19 protein-coding genes are annotated in these 22,839 nt (G+C 59.2%); 14 read left to right on the forward strand and 5 right to left on the reverse strand.

All coding sequences use genetic code 11. The features are described from left to right. The first annotated feature begins 29 nt into the window (after nt 1–29). A complete protein-coding gene (locus tag PBDP_RS08245) occupies nt 30–800 on the forward strand; it encodes an iron-containing redox enzyme family protein (protein ID WP_269154684.1) in 771 nt (256 codons plus the stop codon). Nucleotides 801–924: 124 nt separating this feature from the next. Here the strand turns inward: PBDP_RS08245 and PBDP_RS08250 are convergent, their stop codons facing one another. The 5 genes from PBDP_RS08250 to PBDP_RS08270 all read right to left on the reverse strand — a co-directional run bounded on the left by PBDP_RS08250 (nt 925) and on the right by PBDP_RS08270 (nt 5,914). Next, entirely contained in the window at nt 925–1,851 is a 927-nt protein-coding gene (locus PBDP_RS08250) for a GGDEF domain-containing protein (RefSeq protein ID WP_109751390.1), read from the reverse strand. Nucleotides 1,852–2,214: 363 nt separating this feature from the next. Then, nucleotides 2,215–2,955, reverse strand: a complete 741-nt coding sequence (locus tag PBDP_RS08255; protein ID WP_109751391.1) for a YciK family oxidoreductase — start codon at nt 2,953–2,955, stop codon at nt 2,215–2,217. A gap of 191 nt (nt 2,956–3,146) precedes the next feature. Next, on the reverse strand, nt 3,147–3,818 hold the full coding sequence (gene mupP, locus PBDP_RS08260) for an N-acetylmuramic acid 6-phosphate phosphatase MupP (RefSeq protein ID WP_109751392.1): 672 nt from the start codon (nt 3,816–3,818) through the stop codon (nt 3,147–3,149). 4 nt (nt 3,819–3,822) lie between these two features. Next, on the reverse strand, nt 3,823–4,521 hold the full coding sequence (gene ubiG, locus PBDP_RS08265) for a bifunctional 2-polyprenyl-6-hydroxyphenol methylase/3-demethylubiquinol 3-O-methyltransferase UbiG (protein WP_109751393.1): 699 nt from the start codon (nt 4,519–4,521) through the stop codon (nt 3,823–3,825). A 61-nt stretch (nt 4,522–4,582) separates the two neighbouring features. Continuing rightward, the gene (locus tag PBDP_RS08270; protein ID WP_163854825.1) at nt 4,583–5,914 is read right to left on the reverse strand and encodes a TRZ/ATZ family hydrolase; all 1,332 of its coding nucleotides are present in this window, start codon (nt 5,912–5,914) and stop codon (nt 4,583–4,585) included. Between the two features lie 106 nt (nt 5,915–6,020). Here PBDP_RS08270 and mtnA point away from each other — a divergent pair, with 106 nt between their 5' ends. The 13 genes from mtnA (at nt 6,021) to rfaH (ending at nt 22,605) form a co-directional block, all read left to right on the forward strand. Continuing rightward, nucleotides 6,021–7,097 (forward strand): S-methyl-5-thioribose-1-phosphate isomerase, encoded by a 1,077-nt coding sequence (mtnA, locus tag PBDP_RS08275; protein ID WP_212802067.1) that lies wholly within the window; start codon nt 6,021–6,023, stop codon nt 7,095–7,097. Between the two features lie 446 nt (nt 7,098–7,543). After that, nucleotides 7,544–10,207, forward strand: coding sequence for a DNA gyrase subunit A (gyrA, locus tag PBDP_RS08280; RefSeq protein WP_109751396.1), 2,664 nt, complete (start codon nt 7,544–7,546; stop codon nt 10,205–10,207). Between the two features lie 289 nt (nt 10,208–10,496). Beyond that, complete coding sequence (gene serC, locus PBDP_RS08285) at nt 10,497–11,582, forward strand: 3-phosphoserine/phosphohydroxythreonine transaminase (RefSeq protein ID WP_109751397.1); 1,086 nt, start codon at nt 10,497–10,499, stop codon at nt 11,580–11,582. Then, complete coding sequence (pheA, locus tag PBDP_RS08290; protein WP_003199233.1) at nt 11,582–12,676, forward strand: prephenate dehydratase; 1,095 nt, start codon at nt 11,582–11,584, stop codon at nt 12,674–12,676. Before serC ends, pheA begins: the two co-directional genes overlap by 1 nt. A 13-nt stretch (nt 12,677–12,689) precedes the next feature. Further along, nucleotides 12,690–13,802, forward strand: coding sequence for a histidinol-phosphate transaminase (hisC, locus tag PBDP_RS08295; protein WP_109751398.1), 1,113 nt, complete (start codon nt 12,690–12,692; stop codon nt 13,800–13,802). Nucleotides 13,803–13,830: 28 nt separating this feature from the next. Next, the gene (locus tag PBDP_RS08300) at nt 13,831–16,038 is read left to right on the forward strand and encodes a bifunctional prephenate dehydrogenase/3-phosphoshikimate 1-carboxyvinyltransferase (protein WP_249411859.1); all 2,208 of its coding nucleotides are present in this window, start codon (nt 13,831–13,833) and stop codon (nt 16,036–16,038) included. Beyond that, complete coding sequence (gene cmk, locus PBDP_RS08305) at nt 16,035–16,724, forward strand: (d)CMP kinase (protein WP_014337227.1); 690 nt, start codon at nt 16,035–16,037, stop codon at nt 16,722–16,724. The genes PBDP_RS08300 and cmk overlap by 4 nt, the downstream gene beginning before the upstream one ends. Before the next feature lie 120 nt (nt 16,725–16,844). Beyond that, a complete protein-coding gene (rpsA, locus tag PBDP_RS08310; RefSeq protein ID WP_053120388.1) occupies nt 16,845–18,536 on the forward strand; it encodes a 30S ribosomal protein S1 in 1,692 nt (563 codons plus the stop codon). 233 nt (nt 18,537–18,769) lie between these two features. Beyond that, the gene (locus tag PBDP_RS08315; RefSeq protein WP_212802068.1) at nt 18,770–19,048 is read left to right on the forward strand and encodes a hypothetical protein; all 279 of its coding nucleotides are present in this window, start codon (nt 18,770–18,772) and stop codon (nt 19,046–19,048) included. 144 nt (nt 19,049–19,192) lie between these two features. Beyond that, the gene (gene ihfB, locus PBDP_RS08320) at nt 19,193–19,489 is read left to right on the forward strand and encodes an integration host factor subunit beta (protein WP_003199243.1); all 297 of its coding nucleotides are present in this window, start codon (nt 19,193–19,195) and stop codon (nt 19,487–19,489) included. A 26-nt stretch (nt 19,490–19,515) separates the two neighbouring features. Next, complete coding sequence (locus tag PBDP_RS08325) at nt 19,516–19,740, forward strand: lipopolysaccharide assembly protein LapA domain-containing protein (RefSeq protein ID WP_212802069.1); 225 nt, start codon at nt 19,516–19,518, stop codon at nt 19,738–19,740. Between the two features lie 191 nt (nt 19,741–19,931). Further along, entirely contained in the window at nt 19,932–21,002 is a 1,071-nt protein-coding gene (locus tag PBDP_RS08330; protein WP_212802070.1) for an LPS O-antigen chain length determinant protein WzzB, read from the forward strand. A 1,114-nt stretch (nt 21,003–22,116) separates the two neighbouring features. Then, nucleotides 22,117–22,605: a transcription/translation regulatory transformer protein RfaH gene (gene rfaH, locus PBDP_RS08335; RefSeq protein ID WP_200899333.1), complete on the forward strand. Its 489-nt coding sequence runs from the start codon at nt 22,117–22,119 to the stop codon at nt 22,603–22,605. Nucleotides 22,606–22,839: the final 234 nt, after the last annotated feature.

The raw sequence follows: 22,839 nt of genomic DNA on the forward strand, positions 1-22,839 counted from the left end.
TCGACACATTCAACCGAACAGGCCCGCTCATGGACCCCACGAGCTATCCGAAATGGGCACAGCAGCTCATTACCGATTGCAGCGAGAGCAAGCGCCGGGTTGTCGAACACGAACTGTATCAGCGCATGCGCGACAACAAGCTCAGCGCCAAGACCATGCGCCACTACCTCATTGGTGGTTGGCCGGTCGTCGAACAGTTCGCCTTATACATGGCACAGAACCTCACCAAGACCCGCTTCGCCCGCCATCCCGGCGAGGACATGGCGCGTCGCTGGCTGATGCGTAACATTCGTGTCGAACTCAACCATGCCGACTACTGGGTGAACTGGAGCGCCGCCCATGGCGTGAGCCTGGAAGACCTGCAAGCCCAGCATGTGCCACCCGAGCTTCATGCCTTGAGCCACTGGTGCTGGCACACCAGCTCCTCGGATTCGCTGATCGTGGCCATCGCCGCGACCAACTATGCCATTGAGGGAGCGACGGGAGAGTGGTCGGCGCTGGTGTGTTCCACCGGCGTCTATGCGGCGGCTTTCGCCGAGGAAGATCGCAAGCGGGCCATGAAATGGCTGAAGATGCATGCCCAGTACGATGACGCCCATCCTTGGGAGGCCCTGGAAATCATCTGTACGCTGGCGGGGATGAATCCGAGCAAGGCCCTGCAAACGGAGCTGCGACAGGCCGTGTGCAAGAGCTACGACTACATGTACCTGTTCCTGGAGCGTTGCATGCAACTGGAGCAGTCGGAGTCCGTGGGCAAATCTTCTTCCACCCGTGAGCGCCTGGCGCTGGCCGGGAGCTGATTTCTACCGCTACAGGTAGCTGCACCCATGTGGGAGCGAGCCTGCTCGCGAAGAGGCCTGGCAGTCGACGGGGAGGTTGACGGCTAGACCACTATCGCGAGCAAGCTCGCTCCCACAGTTATTTTCAGCCTGCCATCGCCAGCCGATTGCGGCCTTCGCGCTTGGCGACGTACAGCGCGCTGTCGGCCCTGCGTAGCAGGCTTTCCGAAGACTCCCCCGGTAGCAACGTCGCGCAACCCAGGCTCACCGTCAGTTCGATCCGTGTGCCAGCGGCGAAATAATCCTGGGCCTGGGCGGCATAACGCAGCCGTTCACCGACCATGGCCGCAGCGTCGCGGCTGGTATTGGCCAGCAGAATCAGAAATTCTTCACCGCCGAACCTGAACACCATGTCCACATTGCGCAGTTGGCTCTTGATCGACTCGGCCACGGCCTTGAGCACTTCGTCGCCGACGCCATGCCCATGGCTGTCGTTGATACGCTTGAAATGATCGATGTCGAGCATCAGCAGCGACAAGGGTTGTAGATGCCGCCTGGCCATGTCGATTTCACGAACCAGGGTCTGGTCCATGGCGATGCGGTTACCGGTGCCGGTCAGCGGATCGCGCAGCGCGCTTTGAGTGGCGGCTCGATAAAGCAGCGCGTTGCGCAATGGATACAGCAATGTCGAGAGCACCGATTCCAAGTCGGCCTGTTCCGCCTCAGAGAAGCGTTGGTTGCGCCGGAATACCAACTCGCCCAAGTGTTCGCCTTCATGGCTGAGGTTGTAGCTGAGGGTGTGATGGCCCCGCTGCCCGAGTTCGAGACGCAGATCGCTGGGCTTGTGTTGATAGGCCAATGCATCCAGGGGCACCAATCGCTGAACTTCCCGGAAAAACAGGCCCAGGATGCGTTGTGGTTCCAGGCTGGTCTGCAATTGTTGGCCCAGTTGCTTGCGCAATTGCGAAAGGCTGACCGAGCGTGGCACGAGTGGCGACGGCTGGCCGAAGCCCAGGCGCTGCAACTTGGCGCTGTCGAAGTCTATCGCGTTGATCTGGGTGGGCGTTTTCATTTGGCGTTAGCCCCTAAGCTAAATCTGTCCTGCCGGGCTGGGTGATGCCGCTTAAGGTAGCGTGTCGTACTGATCCTTCAGTCCCGTAGGACATCTGATTTGAGTTTAGACCGCTTTCCCTGTCAGGCGTAAGACTCGTCTCAACGTCCGTTCCCCGCCGAACATGGCGTGTTTGAGGATATTTAGAGCGAAAGTCGTGCCATTCAGTTCATTAGAATAAAAATCTAGAGAAATCAATGAATTGATGCTTATGAGCGAGCGCCGCGCCAGCATTTGGGCGGCGTGGACTTGGCGTTTCGCCTGGCAGGCTATTGAAGGAGCCCGCGTCGCGACGGTAAATCGTCGCGACGCGGAGAAAGGCAGTTATTGCGCGTTGAAGGCTTGGCCGTTGATACCGGTACTGTCCGGGCCCATGAGGTACAGATAGACCGGCATGATCTCTTCAGGCGTCGGATTGTTGAGTGGGTTTTCCCCTGGATAGGCCTGGGCACGCATGCTGGTGCGGGTAGCGCCGGGGTTGATGCTGTTGGCGCGCACTGCGGCGACGGTATCGACTTCGTCGGCCAGGGTCTGCATCAGCCCTTCGGTGGCGAACTTGGACACGCCATAGGCGCCCCAGTACGCCCGGCCCTTGCGCCCGACGCTGCTGGAAGTGAATACCACGGAGGCGTCCTTGGACAGCTTGAGCAGGGGCAGCAAGGTGCTGGTGAGCATGAACATGGCGTTGACGTTCACATGCATCACGCGCATGAAGTTCTCGCCGGACAACTGTTCCAGCGGTGTGCGCGGGCCGATGATCGAGGCGTTGTGCAGCAGGCCGTCCAGATGACCGAACTCGGTTTCGATCATCGCCGCCAGTTCATCGTACTGATGAGGCAACGCCGTTTCGAGGTTGAACGGGATCACCGCTGGCTGCGGATGACCGGCCGCCTCGATCTCATCGTAGACCTGGGTCAGGTTGGCTTCGGTCTTGCCCAGCAACAGCACAGTGGCACCGTGGGCGGCGTAGGCTTTCGCCGCAGCGGCACCGATCCCGCGACCGGCGCCGGTGACCAGAATCACCCGGCCATTGAGCAGGTCGGGGCGGGCGGAATAATCAAACATAAAAAAACCTCAACAAGTCAATCTGTTGGCAGACGCTGTGTGGCGAGGGGATTTTCCCCGCTATGTGGGAGTAGGCTGTGGGAGCAGGGCTTGCTCGCGAACAGGCGTCGCGATTTCTGAAAGACCGCATCGCCTTCATCGCGGGCAAGCCTTGCTCCCACAAAAATCCCGTCACCACAAGAACAGTCAGATCAGCAACTGCACAACGCGTTATCCAGCACCTCGCGCAGCGCCAACGGGTGATCGATCACCACATCCGCGCCCCAGTGCCGGGGGTTGTCGTCCGGGTGGATGTAGCCGTAGGTCACCGCGCAGGTCTTGGTGCCGGCGCTGCGGCCGGACTCGATGTCCCGCAGGTCATCGCCCACGAACAACACGCTGGCCGGGTCCAGGTCGAGCAGCTTGCACGCCAGGGTCAGCGGTTCCGGGTCCGGCTTGCTGTTTTTCACGTGGTCAGGGCAGATCAGCACTTTCGAACGCTCGGCCAGGCCCAGTTGCTGCATGATCGGTTCGGCGAAACGCACCGGTTTGTTGGTGACCACGCCCCAGATCAGGTTGGCCGCTTCGATATCGGCCAGCACCTGGGCCATGCCGTCGAACAGGTGGCTGTGGACCGCGCAACCCTTGAGGTAGCGGTCGAGGAATTCCTGGCGCAGGTCCTCGAACCCCGGTGATTCCGGGTCCATGGAAAAGGTCACCGCGACCATCGCCCGGGCGCCGCCGGAAATCTCGTCGCGAATGTGCTGCGTGTTCATCGGTGGCAAGCCACGGTCGGCGCGCATGGCCTGGCAGATGGCGATGAAATCCGGCGCGGTGTCGAGCAGCGTGCCGTCCATGTCGAAAAGAACCGCTTTGAGACGCATCGACTTACTCCTCGCGCAGGGTCTGGACCATGTAGTTGACGTCAACATCGGCGGCCAGCTTGTAGTGCTTGGTCAGCGGGTTGTAGGTCAGGCCAATGATGTCCTTGACGGTCAGCCCGGCCATGCGGCTCCAGGCGCCCAGCTCGGAAGGGCGGATGAATTTCTTGAAGTCGTGGGTGCCGCGTGGCAGCAGCTTCATGATGTATTCGGCGCCGATGATGGCGAACAAGTAGGCTTTCGGGTTGCGGTTGATCGTGGAGAAGAACACCTGGCCGCCGGGCTTGACCATGCTAAAGCAAGCGCGGATGACCGAGGACGGGTCTGGCACGTGTTCGAGCATTTCCAGGCAGGTGACCACGTCGAATTGACCGGGCATTTCTTCGGCCAGGGCTTCGGCGGTGATCTGCCGGTATTCCACGTTGACGCCGGATTCCAGCTGGTGCAGTTGCGCAACCGCCAGCGGCGCTTCGCCCATGTCGATGCCCATTACCGTCGCCCCGCGCTGGGCCATGGCCTCGCTGAGGATGCCGCCGCCGCAACCGACGTCGAGGACCTTCTTGCCGGCCAGGTTGACCCGTTCGTCAATCCAGTTGACCCGCAGCGGGTTGATGTCATGCAGCGGTTTGAATTCGCTTTCACGGTCCCACCAGCGATGGGCCAGGGCTTCGAATTTGGCGATTTCGGCGTGGTCGACGTTGCTCATGTGCAGATCCTCGAAAAGCTTGGAAAATCAGGTGCCCCGAGCCGCGGCTCAAGGGGCGTGGTTATTCGTTGTGACCGCTGATGCGGCGACCCCAGGCCTGGGCCCTGGCGATCAGGCTTGATTCGTCCATGCGAGTCAGCCGGCCATCCTCCAGTAACGGCTTGCCGCCCACCCACAGGTGTTTGACGCAATCGCGACCGGTGGCATAGATCAACTGCGACACCGGGTCGTAGATCGGCTGCTGGGCCAGTCCCGACAGATCGAAGGCCACCAGGTCGGCGGCCTTGCCCACTTCCAGCGAGCCGACTGTCGCCTCGATGCCCAGCGCCCGGGCGCCATTGAGCGTGGCCATGCGCAGTGCCCGATGGGCATCCAGGGCGGTGGCCGAGCCGGCGACGGCCTTGGCCAGTAGGGCGGCGGTGCGGGTTTCGCCGAGCAGATCCAGGTCGTTGTTGCTCGCCGCGCCGTCGGTACCGAGGGCGACATTGACGCCGGCCTGCCACAGGCGCTCCACCGGGCAGAAGCCGCTGGCCAGCTTCAGGTTCGATTCGGGGCAATGAATCACGCTGCAATTGCTTTCTACCAGCAAGGCCTGGTCTTCGTCGCTGATCTGAGTCATGTGCACGGCCTGGAAGCGTGGCCCCAGCAGACCCAGTCGTCCCAGGCGCGCCATCGGCCGCTCAGCGGTGTTATCCACAGCCTGCTGTACTTCGAAGGCGGTTTCGTGGACATGCATATGAATGGCCGCGTCCAGCTCCTCGGCTATCACGCGGATTTTCTCCAGGTTCTCGTCGCCCACCGTGTAGGGCGCGTGCGGGCCGAATGCGACTTTGATCCGCGGATGGTGCTTGAGGTCGCCAAACAATTCGATGCCCTGACGAATGGCTTCGTCGGCACTGGCGGCACCGGGGATCGGAAAGTCGAGGATCGGAATGGCGATTTGCGCACGAATGCCACTGTCGTGGACGCACTCGCTGGCGACCTTGGGGTAGAAATACATGTCGGAGAAGCAAGTGATGCCGCCCTTGATCTGCTCGGCGATTGCCAGGTCGGTGCCATCGCGGACGAAATCTTCATCGACCCATTTGGCTTCTGCCGGCCAGATGTGCTGTTCGAGCCAGGTCATCAAGGGCAAGTCATCGGCCAGGCCGCGAAACAGGGTCATGGCCGCGTGGCCGTGGGCATTGATCAGGCCGGGGCTGAGCAGCATGCCGGGCAGCTCGCGGACCTGTGCGGCGTCGCACTTCAGGGCTTCGGCTCGGGGGCCGATGAACACGATGCAACCGTCGCGAATGCCCAGGCCATGGTCCTTGAGCACCACACCGGCGGGTTCGACAGGCACCAACCAGGTCGGCAGCAATAATAAGTCGAGCGCAACGGCAGGCTTGGGCATCGTGGAACGGTTCCATGGGGTATAAAGGATGGCGAAGTATACCCGAGCGTCTTCGCGGAGGGATCGCTATAATCGGCGGCTTTTGTTCATGAGTGCGGGGTGAAGGATGCGCGATCGACTATTGGCTGCGGAGAAGGTGAAAGCCATCGATTGGCGCGATGGCGTCCTGTACCTGCTGGATCAGCGTAGCTTGCCGTTCGAGGAAAACTGGATTGCTTGCACCCGTGCCGCCGATGTGGCCGAGGCCATTGGCTCGAGGGTGGTGCGCGGCGCACCGGTCATCGGCATCAGTGCGGCCTATGGCGTCGTGCTGGCAGCGCGGGCCAGGATGGCTGAGGGGGATAACTGGCAAGCGGCGCTGGAGGCTGATTTTGCCTTGCTGGCCGAGGCCCGGCCGACGGCGGCGAACCTCTTCTGGGCGCTGGACCGGATGCGCGATCGGCTGGGGCGCTTGAAAGAGCACGCCGAGCCGCTGGCTGTGCTTGAGGCCGAAGCCATCGCGATCCACGAGAGTGACCGTGAAGCCAACCTGACCATGGCCCAGCTCGGTGTCGACCTGATCCGCAAGCACCAGGGCAATGCCCAGGCCATCCTGACCCATTCCAACACCGGCGCCCTGGCGACCGGCGGCTTCGGCACGGCCTTGGGGGTCATCCGTGGTGCGTATATCGAAGGCATGGTCGAGCGGGTCTATGCCGACGAAACCCGTCCATGGCTGCAGGGCTCGCGCCTGACGGCATGGGAGATGGCTCGTGAGGGCATCCCGGTGACCCTCAACGCCGATTCCGCTGCAGCCCACATCATGAAGACCAAGGGTGTGACCTGGGTGATCGTCGGTGCCGATTGCATCGCCGCCAATGGTGACGTAGCGAACAAGATCGGCACTTATCAACTGGCGGTCTGCGCCATGCACCATGGCGTACGCTTCATGGTGGTGGCGCCGAGCTCGACCATCGACATGAGCCTGGCCAGCGGGGATGACATCCCGATCGAGGAGTGTGATGGGCGCGAACTGTTGGAAATCGGTGGCAAGTGGCTCGGCGCGGATGTGGATGCCTTCAATCCGGTATTCGATGTCACCCCGGCGGACCTGATTGATGTCATCGTCACGGAAAAGGGCATCATCGAGCGCCCGGATTCCGCGAAGCTGGCGCAGCTGATGTGCCGCAAGCGGTTGCACTGAGCCGCTTGTCGTCAGGCATAGCGCTATCGCGAGCAGGCTCGCTCACACATTGGATCGGTGTTATGTCCTGAATCCTGGGCACACCAAAACTCCCTGTGGGGGCGAGCCTGCTCGCGATAGAGTCCAGAAAGTCAACAAATGCCTTGCATTTGCCCTTCAATTCTTCATCCACAGCGCTTCTGAGCCCCTCTGGTCCCATATCAGCCTGTCACCGGTCAACTAACTACGCACCATGCGCATCTGGGGGATAGGTGCGTGGCGGCTCTTGTGATAACATCCGGCGGTTTCCAGGGCTGCCTCGCGAGGTGGCCTTTACTGCGCAGATCCATGGCATAACTCGTTGATTTGTCGTAAGTCGCTGCACGGCACTTGTTCTGCAGCGGCGAGCTTCGTTCGTCCCATCTGGATGTGACGAGGTTTCACCAGAAAAAGGAATCAGGCTTCTCATGGGCGAACTGGCCAAAGAAATCCTCCCGGTCAATATCGAAGACGAGCTGAAACAGTCCTACCTCGACTACGCAATGAGCGTAATCGTCGGGCGGGCGCTGCCGGATGCGCGCGATGGCTTGAAGCCCGTGCACCGGCGCGTGCTGTTCGCGATGAGCGAACTGGGCAACGACTTCAACAAGCCGTACAAGAAATCCGCCCGTGTCGTCGGCGACGTGATCGGTAAGTATCACCCCCACGGCGACACTGCCGTGTACGACACCATCGTTCGTATGGCGCAGCCATTCTCCTTGCGCTACCTGCTGGTAGACGGCCAGGGCAACTTCGGTTCCGTGGACGGCGACAACGCCGCGGCCATGCGATACACCGAAGTGCGCATGACCAAGCTGGCCCACGAACTGCTGGCCGACCTGCACAAGGAAACCGTGGACTGGGTGCCGAACTACGACGGCACCGAAATGATCCCGGCGGTCATGCCGACCCGTATCCCGAACCTGCTGGTCAACGGCTCCAGCGGTATCGCCGTGGGCATGGCGACCAACATCCCGCCGCACAACCTCGGTGAAGTCATCGACGGTTGCCTGGCCCTCATCGACAATCCCGAGCTGACCGTCGATGAGCTGATGCAGTACATCCCGGGCCCGGACTTTCCGACCGCCGCGATCATCAATGGTCGTGCCGGCATCATCGAGGCCTACCGCACCGGTCGTGGCCGCATTTACATGCGTGCCCGTTCGACCGTCGAAGACATCGACAAGGTTGGCGGTCGCCAGCAGATCGTCATCACCGAGCTGCCGTACCAACTGAACAAGGCTCGCCTGATCGAGAAGATCGCCGAGCTGGTGAAAGAGAAGAAGCTCGAAGGCATCACCGAGCTGCGTGACGAATCCGACAAGGACGGCATGCGCGTCGTGATCGAGTTGCGTCGTGGCGAAGTGCCTGAGGTGATCCTCAACAACCTCTACGCCCAGACCCAGCTGCAAAGCGTGTTCGGTATCAACATCGTCGCGCTGATCGACGGCCGTCCGCGGATCCTGAACCTCAAGGACCTGCTGGAAGCCTTCGTGCGTCACCGCCGCGAAGTGGTCACCCGTCGCACGGTGTTCGAACTGCGCAAGGCTCGCGAGCGTGGTCACATTCTCGAAGGCCAGGCCGTTGCCCTGTCGAACATCGACCCGGTGATCGCCTTGATCAAGGCTTCGCCAACGCCGTCGGAAGCCAAGGAAGCGCTGGTCAGCACTCCTTGGGAGTCCTCCGCGGTGGTGGCAATGGTCGAGCGCGCCGGCGCCGATTCGTGCCGCCCGGAGAACCTTGATCCGCAATACGGCCTGCGCGATGGCAAGTACTTCCTGTCCCCGGAACAGGCGCAAGCCATCCTTGAACTGCGCCTGCACCGCCTGACCGGACTGGAGCATGAGAAGCTGCTGGCCGAGTACCAGGAAATCCTCAACCAGATCGGTGAGCTGATCCGCATCCTCAACAGCGCCACGCGCCTGATGGAAGTGATCCGCGAAGAGCTGGAAGTGATCCGCGCCGAATACGGCGACGTGCGCCGCACCGAGATCCTCGATGCGCGCCTGGACCTGACCCTGGGTGACATGATCCCGGAAGAAGAGCGCGTGGTGACCATTTCCCATGGCGGCTACGCCAAGACCCAGCCGCTGGCTGCCTACCAGGCCCAGCGTCGCGGTGGCAAAGGCAAGTCGGCGACAGGCGTCAAGGACGAGGACTACATCGCTCACCTGCTGGTCGCCAACAGTCACACTACGCTGCTGCTGTTCTCCAGCAAGGGCAAGGTGTACTGGCTCAAGACCTACGAAATCCCGGAAGCGTCCCGTGCCGCCCGCGGCCGTCCGCTGGTCAACCTGCTGCCGCTGGACGATGGTGAATACATCACCACCATGCTGCCGGTGGAGGAGTACACCGAGGGTCACTACATCTTCATGGCTACCGCCAACGGCACCGTGAAGAAGACCCCGCTGGAATCCTTCAGCCGCCAGCGCAGTGTCGGCCTGATCGCACTGGAGCTGGACGAAGGCGACGTGCTGATTTCCGCTGCCATCACCGATGGCGAGCGTGAAGTGATGCTGTTCTCCGACGGTGGCAAGGTGACTCGCTTCAAGGAGTCCGATGTTCGTGCCATGGGCCGTACCGCCCGCGGTGTACGCGGCATGCGCCTGCCGGAAGGCCAGAAACTGATTTCCATGCTGATCCCTGAAGAAGGCAGCCAGATCCTCACCGCTTCGGCGCGTGGTTATGGCAAGCGCACGGCCATCAGCGAGTTCCCTGAGTACAAGCGTGGCGGCCAGGGCGTGATCGCCATGGTCAGCAACGAGCGTAACGGCCGCCTGGTCGGCGCCGTCCAGGTGCTCGATGGCGAGGAGATCATGTTGATCTCCGACCAGGGCACCTTGGTGCGTACGCGAGTCGCTGAAGTGTCGAGCCTGGGTCGTAACACCCAGGGTGTGACGCTGATCAAGCTGGCCAGCGACGAAACGCTGGTAGGGCTTGAGCGGGTCCAGGAACCGTCGGAAGTCGAGGGCGAGGAGCTGGAAGGCGAGGATGGCGCGGTGTTCGACGGTGCCCTGGGCGCCGATGTCGACGATGTGACCGGCGACCAATCGCTCGACGCTGCCGCAGACGAAGAAGAACCGCAGGACTAAGCGGACACGCAGGGGGCGGATGAAGATTCGCCCCCTTGTTGTTTGTTCTGTTTGAAATTTCGTATCAAATTGCAGCTTTGTGAGAGCAAGGCTTGTGTGGGAGCAAAGCTTGTGGGAGCAAGGCTTGCCCGCGATGGCGGTAGACCAGTCAACATCAATGTTGGATGACAGTCTGCTATCGCGGGCAAGCCTTGCTCCCACACCTTTGCTCTCCCGCCCTAGGTCCACAATGCGCACCACCTGATACCGTATTAATTGCGTGAACCACCAGATCAGAGCGAGATTGGATGTGAGCAAGAGAGCCTATAACTTCTGTGCCGGCCCGGCGGCGTTGCCTGAAGCGGTCCTGAAACGTGCCCAGGGTGAACTTCTCGACTGGCATGGCAAGGGCCTGTCCGTCATGGAAATGAGCCATCGCAGCGATGAGTTCGTGTCCATTGCCACCAAGGCCGAGCAGGACCTGCGTGATCTGCTGAACATCCCGTCCAATTACAAGGTGTTGTTCCTGCAGGGCGGCGCCAGCCAGCAGTTCGCCCAGGTTCCGCTGAACCTGCTGCCGGAAAGCGGCAGCGCCGACTACATCGACACCGGTATCTGGTCGCAGAAAGCCATCGAAGAAGCTTCGCGCTACGGTCACGTCAATGTGGCGGCTACCGCCAAGCCCTACGACTACTTCGCGATTCCCGGCCAGAACGAGTGGAAGCTGTCCAAGGACGCGGCCTATGTTCACTACGCGCCGAACGAAACCATCGGTGGCCTGGAATTCAACTGGATCCCGGAAACCGGCGACGTGCCCCTGGTGGCCGATATGTCCTCGGACATTCTCTCGCGTCCTGTGGATATCTCCCGTTTCGGCATGATCTACGCCGGAGCGCAGAAGAACATCGGCCCGAGCGGCATCCTGGTCAGCATCATTCGCGAAGACCTGCTGGGTCGCGCCCGTTCCCTGTGCCCGACCATGCTCAACTACAAGGTCGCGGCCGACAACGGCTCGATGTACAACACGCCGCCGACCCTGGCCTGGTATCTGTCCGGCCTGGTGTTCGAATGGCTGAAAGAGCAGGGCGGTGTCGAAGCCATCGGCAAGCTCAACGAAGTGAAGCAGCGCACGCTATATGACTTCATCGATGCCAGCGGCCTCTACAGCAACCCGATCAACAAGACCGATCGTTCGTGGATGAACGTGCCGTTCCGCCTGGCCGATGACCGTCTGGACAAGCCGTTCCTGGTCGGTGCCGACGAACGTGGCCTGCTGAACCTCAAGGGCCATCGTTCGGTCGGTGGCATGCGCGCTTCCATCTATAACGCCGTCGACATCAACGCCGTCAATGCGCTGATCGCCTACATGGCAGAGTTCGAGAAGGAACATGGCTGATGTCTGAGCAAGAACTCAAGGCGCTGCGCCTGCGCATCGATGCCCTGGACGAAAAGGTCCTGGAGCTGATCAGCGAGCGCGCGCGCTGCGCCCAGGAAGTCGCCCGGGTGAAGATGGCTTCCCTGGCCGAAGGCGAAGTACCAGTGTTCTATCGCCCCGAGCGTGAAGCGCAGGTGCTCAAGCGTGTCATGGAGCGCAACAAGGGGCCGCTGGGCAACGAAGAGATGGCGCGTCTGTTCCGCGAAATCATGTCTTCGTGCCTGGCCCTCGAGCAGCCACTGAAGGTCGCCTACCTGGGCCCGGAAGGCACCTTCACCCAGGCTGCCGCCATGAAACACTTCGGCCACGCCGTGATCAGCAAGCCGATGGCGGCCATCGACGAAGTCTTCCGTGAAGTGGCGGCCGGGGCCGTGAATTTCGGCGTGGTGCCGGTGGAGAACTCCACCGAAGGCGCGGTCAACCACACGCTGGACAGCTTCCTCGAGCATGACATGGTGATCTGCGGCGAAGTCGAGCTGCGTATCCACCACCACCTGTTGGTCGGCGAGAACACCAAGACTGACAGCATCAGCCGGATCTATTCCCACGCCCAGTCGTTGGCCCAGTGCCGCAAGTGGCTGGACGCCCATTACCCGAACGTCGAGCGCGTGGCTGTATCGAGCAACGCCGAAGCGGCCAAGCGGGTCAAGGGCGAGTGGAACTCGGCGGCGATCGCTGGCGACATGGCGGCCGGCCTCTATGGGCTGACTCGCCTGGCCGAGAAAATCGAGGACCGCCCGGACAACTCCACGCGGTTCCTGATGATCGGCAGCCAGGAAGTGCCGCCGACCGGCGACGACAAGACCTCGATCATCGTGTCCATGAGCAACAAGCCCGGCGCGCTCCATGAACTGCTGGTGCCGTTCCATGACAACGGTATCGACCTGACGCGGATCGAGACCCGTCCGTCGCGCAGCGGTAAATGGACCTACGTGTTCTTCATCGATTTTGTCGGCCACCACCGTGATCCACTGGTAAAAGGTGTGCTGGAAAAAATCAGTCAGGAAGCAGTGGCACTCAAGGTGCTGGGTTCCTACCCCAAGGCAGTTCTTTAAGGGCGGATAGCAAATGAGTGGCAACTTCCTCGCTCTGGCTCAGCCAGGCGTGCAACAACTCTCGCCTTACGTTCCGGGCAAACCCGTGGACGAACTGGCCCGCGAGCTGGACCTGGATCCGGCCAGCATCGTCAAGTTGGCGAGCAACGAAAATCCGCTGGGTGCGAGCCCCAAGGCGCTGGCGGCGATCCGCGACGAATTGGCCGAGCTGACCCGCTACCCCGATGGCAATGGGTTTGCATTGAAAAGCCTGCTGGCCGAGCGCTGTGGCGTCGAGCTGAACCAGGTGACACTGGGCAATGGCTCCAACGACATTCTTGAGCTGGTCGCCCGTGCATACCTGGCGCCAGGTCTCAACGCTGTGTTCAGCGAACATGCGTTTGCGGTCTATCCGATTGCCACCCAGGCCGTCGGCGCCGATGCCCATGTGGTTCCGGCCAAGGATTGGGGGCACGATCTGCCGGCCATGCTGGCCGCCATCGACGTCAACACCCGGGTGGTTTTCATTGCCAACCCGAACAATCCGACCGGCACCTGGTTCGATGCCCAGGCCCTGGACGACTTCCTGCAAGACGTGCCCGCGCACGTGCTGGTGGTGCTGGACGAGGCCTACATCGAATACGCCGAAGGCAGTGATTTGCCCGATGGCCTGGATTTCCTCGCGGCCTACCCGAACCTGCTGGTTTCGCGCACGTTCTCCAAAGCCTACGGCCTGGCTTCACTACGGGTTGGCTACGGCTTGTCCACTGCTGTGGTGGCCGATGTGCTGAACCGCGTGCGCCAGCCATTCAACGTCAACAGTTTTGCCTTGGCCGCTGCTTGTGCGGCATTGCAGGATGAGGATTACCTGGCGGAAAGTCGTCGCCTGAACGCGGCCGGTATGCAGCAGTTGGAAGCGGGGTTGCTTGAGCTGGGCTTGGGCTGGATTCCATCCAAAGGCAATTTCATCTGCGTCGACCTGGGGCGTGTCGCCGCACCGGTGTACCAGGGGTTGTTGCGCGAAGGCGTGATCGTGCGTCCGGTGGCCAATTACGGCATGCCGAACCACTTGCGCATCACCATTGGCCTGCCAGCGGAAAACAGCCGTTTCCTTGAGGCGTTGAGCAAGGCCCTGGTTCGTGGTTGATGTCACCTCGCTGCAACCTGCTGCCCCTATGATCGGTCGCCTGGTGGTGGTTGGCCTGGGGTTGATCGGTGGTTCGTTCGCCAAGGGCTTGCGTGAAAGCGGCCTGTGCCGCGAAGTGGTCGGTGTCGACCTGGATCCGCAGTCGCGCAAGCTGGCCGTGGAGCTGGGTGTGGTCGATCGCTGCGAGGATGACCTGGCGATCGCCTGCCAGGGCGCGGACGTGATCCAGCTGGCGGTGCCGATCCTGGCCATGGAAAAGCTGCTGGCGCGCCTGGCGACCATGAACCTGGGGCAAGCGATTCTGACCGACGTTGGCAGCGCCAAGGGTAATGTCGTGCGCGCGGCTACCGAGGCTTTCGGCGGAATGCCGGCGCGTTTCGTGCCCGGTCATCCGATTGCCGGTTCCGAGCAGAGCGGGGTGGAAGCCTCCAACGCCGAACTGTTTCGTCGTCACAAAGTGATCCTCACGCCGCTGGACCAGACGGATCCAGCCGCGCTGGCGGTGGTTGACCGTTTGTGGCGCGAACTGGGCGCCGATGTCGAGCACATGCAGGTCGAGCGTCATGATGAAGTGTTGGCCGCTACCAGCCATTTGCCGCACCTGTTGGCGTTCGGCCTGGTGGATTCGTTGGCCAAACGCAATGAAAATCTTGAGATCTTCCGTTACGCTGCCGGCGGTTTCCGCGATTTCACGAGAATCGCTGGAAGCGACCCGGTCATGTGGCACGACATCTTCCTCGCCAACCGCGAAGCTGTCTTGCGCACACTCGATACATTTCGCAGCGATCTCGACGCCTTGCGCGACGCGGTCGATGCAGGGGACGGGCACCAATTGCTGGGCGTTTTCACGCGCGCCAGGGTGGCCCGCGAGCATTTCAGTAAAATCCTGGCCCGTCGGGCCTATGTGGACGCTATGAACTCCAATGATCTGATTTTCCTGGCACAACCTGGTGGCTCCCTGAGTGGGCGTATTCGTGTACCGGGCGATAAATCGATTTCCCACCGTTCGATCATGCTCGGCTCCCTGGCCGAAGGCGTGACCGAGGTGGAAGGCTTCCTCGAGGGCGAAGATGCCCTGGCGACGTTGCAAGCGTTTCGCGATATGGGCGTGGTCATCGAAGGCCCGCACCACGGCCGCGTGACCATCCATGGTGTCGGCCTGCACGGCCTCAAGCCTGCCCCGGGGCCGATCTACCTGGGTAACTCCGGGACCTCGATGCGCCTGTTGTCCGGCCTGCTGGCCGCCCAGGACTTCGACAGCACCCTGACCGGCGACGCCTCGCTGTCCAAGCGCCCGATGAATCGCGTCGCCAACCCGTTGCGGGAAATGGGCGCGGTCATCGAGACGGCCGCCGACGGTCGTCCGCCGATGACCATTCGCGGTGGCCACAAGCTCAAGGGCCTGACCTACACCATGCCGATGGCCAGTGCCCAGGTGAAATCCTGTCTGCTGCTGGCCGGCCTCTATGCCGAAGGCAAGACCACCGTCACCGAACCGGCTCCGACCCGCGACCACACCGAGCGCATGCTGCGCGGCTTCGGCTATCCAGTCACTGTCGATGGCGCCACGGCGTCCGTCGAGTCTGGCAGCAAGCTGTCCGCGACCCACATCGAAGTGCCGGGCGATATCTCCTCGTCCGCCTTCTTCCTGGTGGCCGCTTCGATTGCCGAAGGCTCCGACCTGGTGCTCGAACACGTCGGCATCAATCCGACCCGTACTGGCGTGATCGACATCCTGCGCCTGATGGGTGCCGACATCACGCTGGAAAATCAGCGTGAAGTCGGCGGCGAGCCAGTAGCGGACTTGCACGTACGAGCAGCTAAACTCAAGGGTATCAAGATTCCCGAGGCGTTGGTCCCACTGGCTATCGACGAATTCCCGGTGCTGTTCGTGGCGGCCGCCTGTGCAGAAGGGCGCACTGTGTTGACTGGCGCCGAAGAGCTGCGGGTCAAGGAATCGGATCGTATCCAGGTGATGGCTGATGGCTTGCTCGCCCTGGGCGTCAAGTGCCAGCCAACGCCGGACGGCATCATCATCGACGGCGGCCAGATCGGCGGCGGCGAAGTCCATGGCCACGGCGATCACCGTATCGCCATGGCCTTCAGTGTTGCGTCTTTGCGCGCCAGTGCGCCGATTCGCATCCATGATTGCGCCAACGTCGCGACGTCGTTCCCGAACTTCCTGGCGCTGTGCGCACAGGTCGGTATCCGAGTAGCGCAAGAGGCACAGTCGTGAACATCAAGGCACCGGTCATCACCATCGATGGCCCAAGCGGTTCGGGCAAGGGCACCGTCGCCGGAATCCTGGCCAGGCAGTTGGGCTGGAACCTGCTCGATTCGGGTGCCTTGTACCGTCTGCTGGCATTCGCCGCCGCCAACCATGGCGTCGACTTGACCAATGAAGAGTTGCTCAAGGCATTGGCGGCTCATCTGGACGTGCAATTCATCGCGGCGACCGACGGTCAGCTCCAGCGCATCATTCTGGAGGGTGACGAAGTCAGCGACGTCATCCGTACCGAAAGCGTGGGCGCCGGGGCCTCCCAGGTCGCCGCGCTGCCGGCGGTGCGCGAAGCCTTGCTGCAACGCCAGCGCGCCTTCCAGGAGCCTCCGGGGCTGGTGGCCGATGGTCGCGACATGGGCACTGTGGTATTTCCCGACGCGCCGCTGAAGATTTTCCTCACCGCCAGTGCGGAGGAGCGGGCGCGTCGCCGATATTTGCAGTTGAAGGGCAAAGGCGAGGATGTTAGTCTGTCGAGTCTGCTAGATGAGATCCGTGCACGCGATGAGCGTGACACCCAGCGCGCAGTGGCCCCGCTCAAACCGGCGGCCGATGCGATACAGCTGGATTCCACGGAGTTGTCCATCGATCAGGTGTTGCAACGCATCATGAGCGAGATCGCCATTCGCGATATCGCCGGGTGACCAGGAAGCTCCGCAGGGGACCAGTCATAGTCCTGCGGTGCTTCTTTTATATGAAACTAACCCACACCGTCTGGGGTGTGGAGGCGGGCGTATTCTTCGCCCTAATCAACAGGAATTAAAATGAGCGAAAGCTTTGCGGAACTCTTTGAAGAAAGCTTGAAAACCCTGAACCTTCAGGCAGGCTCCATCATCACCGGCGTTATCGTTGATATCGATTACCAAGCTCGCTGGGTAACCGTTCACGCTGGTCTGAAGTCTGAAGCACTCATCCCGCTTGAGCAGTTCTACAACGACGCTGGCGAACTGAACATCAATGTTGGTGATGAAGTTCACGTTGCGCTGGACTCGGTTGAAGATGGTTTCGGTGAAACCAAGCTGTCCCGTGAAAAAGCCAAGCGCGCTGAATGCTGGATCGTTCTGGAAGCGGCCTTCGCAGCTGAGGAAGTGGTCAAGGGCGTTATCAACGGTAAGGTTAAAGGCGGCTTCACTGTCGACGTTAACGGCATCCGTGCGTTCCTGCCAGGTTCCCTGGTTGACGTCCGTCCAGTGCGCGACACCACGCACCTGGAAGGCAAAGAGCTGGAATTCAAGGTCATCAAGCTGGACCAGAAGCGCAACAACGTTGTCGTTTCCCGTCGCAGTGTCCTGGAAGCCGAGAACTCCGCCGAGCGTGAAGCTCTGCTGGAATCGCTGCAGGAAGGCCAGCAGGTCAAGGGTATCGTCAAGAACCTCACCGATTACGGCGCATTCGTCGATCTGGGTGGCGTCGATGGCCTGCTGCACATCACCGACATGGCCTGGAAGCGTATCAAGCATCCTTCGGAAATCGTCAACGTTGGCGACGAGATCGATGTCAAGGTTCTGAAGTACGATCGCGAGCGCAATCGTGTTTCCCTGGGCCTGAAGCAACTGGGCGAAGACCCATGGGTTGCTATCAAAGCCCGTTACCCAGAAGGCACCCGCGTCACCGCTCGTGTTACCAACCTGACCGACTACGGCTGCTTCGCTGAGCTGGAAGAAGGCGTTGAAGGCCTGGTGCACGTTTCCGAAATGGACTGGACCAACAAGAACATCCACCCTTCGAAAGTCGTACAAGTCGGCGACGAAGTGGAAGTCATGGTTCTGGACATCGACGAAGAGCGTCGTCGTATCTCCCTCGGCATCAAGCAGTGCAAGTCCAACCCATGGGAAGACTTCTCTGGCCAGTTCAACAAGGGCGATAAAATCTCCGGCACCATCAAGTCGATCACCGATTTCGGTATCTTCATTGGTCTGGACGGCGGCATCGACGGCCTGGTTCACCTGTCCGACATCTCCTGGAACGAAGTGGGCGAAGAAGCCGTACGTCGTTTCAAGAAGGGCGACGAGCTGGACACCGTTATCCTGTCGGTTGACCCAGAGCGCGAGCGCATCTCCCTGGGTATCAAGCAACTGGAAAGCGATCCGTTCTCCGAGTACGTTCAAGAGAACGACAAAGGCGCAATCGTTAAGGGCATCGTGAAAGAAGTTGACGCCAAAGGCGCCATCATCACCCTGGCCGACGATATCGAAGCGACTCTGAAAGCCTCCGAAATCAGCCGTGACCGCGTTGAAGACGCGCGCAACGTGCTGAAAGAAGGCGAAGAAGTAGAAGCCAAGATCATCAGCGTTGACCGCAAGAGCCGCGTAATCCAGCTCTCCATCAAGTCGAAAGACGATGCTGAAGAGAAAGAAGCAATCCAGAGCCTGCGCGACAAGCCAGCTGCTGACATTGCTGCTGGTCCTACCACTCTGGGCGACCTGTTGCGTGCACAAATGGAAAAACAGAACTGAGTTCTGTCAGACCATAGAAAAAGGGCGACTTCGGTCGCCCTTTTTTGTGGGCGCAATATCTACAAGCGCTCTGCTCCCTATAAGCCGTTGTCGATGGTGGAGTTCATTCGGGGCGTTGCGAAACCAACCTTGCAACCAAGGTGTCTCTTTTATGAAGCAGATCATTAATCCAATCAGGGCCAGGCTCTGATTTGTATAAATGATCGATCCGGGTCTCTGTCTAAAGGAACTGAATGAACAGGCTCTTTTTGGTGTTGGGTGTCTTGGTATTGGCGGGTTGCTCTACGAGCGCCAAGACTCATGCAGTGCGTGGAGTCAGCGGTATCGAGGTCGACTGTTCAGGATTGGGCTCTGGCTGGGAGAAGTGCCATAAGAGGGCTGCAAGGGAGTGCCAGGGTGCTGGCTACAAGGTCATTACCCGATCAGACGATGCCAAGGATGACGATCAGTACCCTTTTGGTTTCAATCCCGCTGGCTATCTGACTCGCACGATGCTGGTCATCTGTCGATAGCTTGAGAAAATCTCCCTATCTGCATGGAAAGAGGCGACAAGGGAGCAAAGAAGAATGTCAATACTTGGGCTGTTCAAATCCCTCCGGTCATGCTAAAACCTTTTCAAGCGATTTTCCTAGCTGCTTGAAAAAGAAGGGAAAAATATGACGAAGTCGGAGTTGATCGAACGAATTGTCACCCATCAAGGGCTACTCTCATCCAAGGATGTGGAGCTGGCCATCAAGACCATGCTTGAACAAATGTCCCAGTGCCTGGCGACGGGGGATCGTATTGAAATCCGTGGTTTTGGCAGCTTTTCCCTGCATTACCGAGCTCCGCGGGTAGGTCGTAATCCGAAGACCGGCCAGTCTGTCAGTCTTGACGGAAAGTTTGTTCCTCATTTCAAACCTGGTAAGGAGCTTAGGGATCGTGTGAATGAGGAGGAGGGGGATGAGCTCTGACGGAGCGCTAAAACAAAGGAATTCTCATGCGGAACTTTAAACGTCTAGCCCTTGTCGTACTTGCGCTGCTCGTGGCCTCGGCTATCGTCCTGTTCGTGCTTGAAAACAACCAGCCTGTCGCACTCCTGTTTCTGGGTTGGTCAGCTCCGCAGCTTCCTGTCTCGGTTTTCGTGATCCTGGCGCTTCTCGCTGGTATGATGATCGGGCCGTCGCTTGCGTGGTTCCTGGGAATGCGCAGACGGCCAAAATAATGGATATGTGAGCCCAGTCGTCTTGGTGTAAGGATCACGGCCAATAATTTTTTCTGACTTTGGGTGCGTTTTGTTCAAATTTAACTTGATTCGGTTTACCGATATGCTCTTCGGGGCTGTGCCTGTCTTGCCTTTTAATAAGCTCGGCGTGTCTGCAGACGCAATGCCAAAAAAAGGAGGCGGAATCGCCCATGTCAAATAATTCTATTGAAAACCAGAGCACCGATGAGATCGATCTGGTTGCACTTGTGCGTGGGTTATGGGCACAAAAGTGGTTGATTATTGGGGTCACCTTATTGGTTACCTCGGGGGCAGCTGCTTATGCGTATCTCAGTAAGCCGGTTTATCAAGCCCAGCTTTTTATCATGCCGCCTACTCAGAACGGAATTGCTGAGTTGAACTATGGTCGAGGGAAAAGCACTGAGCTGGATCCTTATTCCATCAAGCATGTCTATGACGTATTTGCCCGAAACTTACAGGGTGAATCTCTTCGTCAGAAATTCTTCAATGAGGTTTATCTTCCTTCACTTGATGAGTCTCAGCGAAAGGGCGCCCTCGACCGTTTGTATGAGCGTTTTTCTCGAGAGTTAGTGATAAAGGGGCCTGGTAAAGATACACCGGACCGCTATTCGGTAACGGTCCAGGGAGGAGATCCCGTTCGAGCTACGGAATGGGCGAAGGCTTATGTTGCGCGCGCCAGTGAGGCAGCGGAGTCCGAGCTGATCAAGAACGTTTCGGCTGAGGCTGCGGTAAGAGCTCGTAATCTTGAGCAGCGTATTGTCGGTTTGCGCGAGAATGCGCAGCGAATACGTGAAGATCGGATTCAGCAGTTGCGTGAGGCACTAAAAATCGCTGAAGCAATTGGTCTCACTAGTCCGAGTATAAACTCCACGGCGGCTGTTGATATAACAGTGGAAACAGGTAATAAAATGGATTACCAGCGAGGTAGTAAAGCCTTGACTGCGGAAGTGAATGCGCTCGAGTCGAGAGCTTCTGACGACGCTTTCATATCAGATTTGCGTTCGCTTCAGATGCGATATAGTTTTTATCGTAAGTTGAGTATTGATCCTGAAAGCATTTCAGTTTACAGGCAAGATGGTAGTGTTGAGATTCCAGAAAGTCCGATAAAACCGAAAAAAGCTTTTATTGTGGTTTTGGGTATCGTTGTGGGTTTGATGTTAGGCGGCCTCCTTGCTTTGATGCGGGTCACGTTGACTCGGATCTCTGAGGGTCAAAAAACAAATGAGTCAGTCAAGAGGTAATTTTCGCATCGTTTGGTAGTTTTTTTGCCCTTTGGTTGTACGAGATCAACTCGCTTTCCAAGTGGCCTTACCGCAGTGCCGCCAGCGATTCTTGCTCGGTACTATGCGAAAAATAATATGGTGGAAGTCACGTGAGGCAAGTAAGCGGAACCGTTGCCCTCCACCTTGTTGCAAGCTTGTCGAGGCGCGCGGCGATTCGCCGACTTTCTTCCCCTGGCTAGAGTTTGCTGTTTGCGATGGCGGTGTTCAGAGTGGGCTTTGGCTTGCGTTCTTTCCTGGCGTGCAGTCTGCATTCGAATGCAGGGCGTTCGCGTAGCTCAATGCCTCGACACGAGCCTTTTCGGTAGTAGAGGCAGTGTTTTAAGGGCGCCCGAACTGGGCGGGTGCGACATCCCCGTCAGGTAGCGACTTGCTGAATGAGGTAGGTCGGGCTGTTGAAGGCAGGAAAAGCAATCGCACTAGCAGTGGGTATTGCTCATCAGCTCACCGCGAATGTGGTTAGGCGTGTTGTCATGCAGTCACATGGAGTTCATCCGGTTCCCTTTTTTCGACGTCCGCTGGGGTTTGGATTGCGCGAGTTGCGAATTGATCGTCCAGTTTGCGCATCAATTGGGCTCTTCTCATGCGTTATGCGCAATAGCTTGAGGTGTCGAGCTGAGCGTGCTGCGGTTGCGTCAATCTCGAAGTTGCTTGGTGAGGTCGTTGACTGAGGCTTGAGATGTTCAGGCGCGTCTCGAAGGTGAGCCTAAGCAAGCGAGCAAGGTGCCTGGGGGGGCCGTTGAGCGTCGACGGCTCTCCAGGCTGAATCTGCCCTTGATGGGGTTCAGTAATAAAGATCCTAGGCGGTGCCCAATATTTCATTTGTCATCAATGGATTTCCTGTCTTTCATGAGGGTGACTCCGTAGGGGCTTTGCTCTGAAGGGAGAGGGTGGGAGGTTTCAACGGGCGTGCGGAAATTGGCAAAATCGGCAGCCCAAGCAGTGCTGATTCGGGAAGCGGTATGCGTTCAGATCGACGAGCCATGTGAAACGATAACAGGCATAATATCGGTCAATCTAACGTGCCTGAGAAGAGTGGGGAAATGAAAGCTAAATCGCGTTGCCATAATACCCGATGATTCAGAATCGAAACTGGTACCTGGTGCAATGCAAGCCTCGCCAGGACGAGCGTGCCGAAGACAACCTAAGTCGACAAGGCTATGAGTGCGCGCGTCCGATGTGTAGACGCGAACGCGTCGTACGAGGACAGCGGCAAATAAGCATTGAATCCCTGTTCCCTGGGTATCTATTCATCCAGATGTCTGACAATTCCAGCTGGGCACCATTGCGTTCGACTCGCGGTATCGCTCGAGTGGTCGCATTTGGTGGGCAGCCATTGCGCGTAGCCGACGAACTGATTTACCAGTTGCGGCAGCGATCAGAATCCGAAATCAAGAAGAATTTCAGTTGCGGCGATAATGTCCTCATCCTAGGCAGTGGCCTCTCGGAGATTGACGCCGTGTTTATGGCAATGGACGGTGCGGAGCGGGTTATCCTGCTCGTCAATATGCTGAATCGTCAACAGCAAATCAGTGTGCCGTTGGCAAACATCGTTTCTGCTTAGCAATAGAATAATTCCAAGCTCGCCGAAGGAGGGAGGCGATGAATGATAGATGTTTGCGTTTTCAGGAAGCCAACGGTAAATCCTGGGGCGGTAGCGTGAATGAGCTCGGCAGAAGGGGTTTAACGGTGTTCCTCGCTAGGCCATATCCCCGATCGGTGGATTACGCATAGCCACTACCGACATGAGCGTTTTCATTCTCACAATTTGAAGCTTGCGTAATCCTAGCCACTGCTG

The sequence above is a fragment of the Pseudomonas sp. St290 genome (genome assembly GCF_018325805.1).
Taxonomy (GTDB): domain Bacteria; phylum Pseudomonadota; class Gammaproteobacteria; order Pseudomonadales; family Pseudomonadaceae; genus Aquipseudomonas; species Aquipseudomonas bijieensis.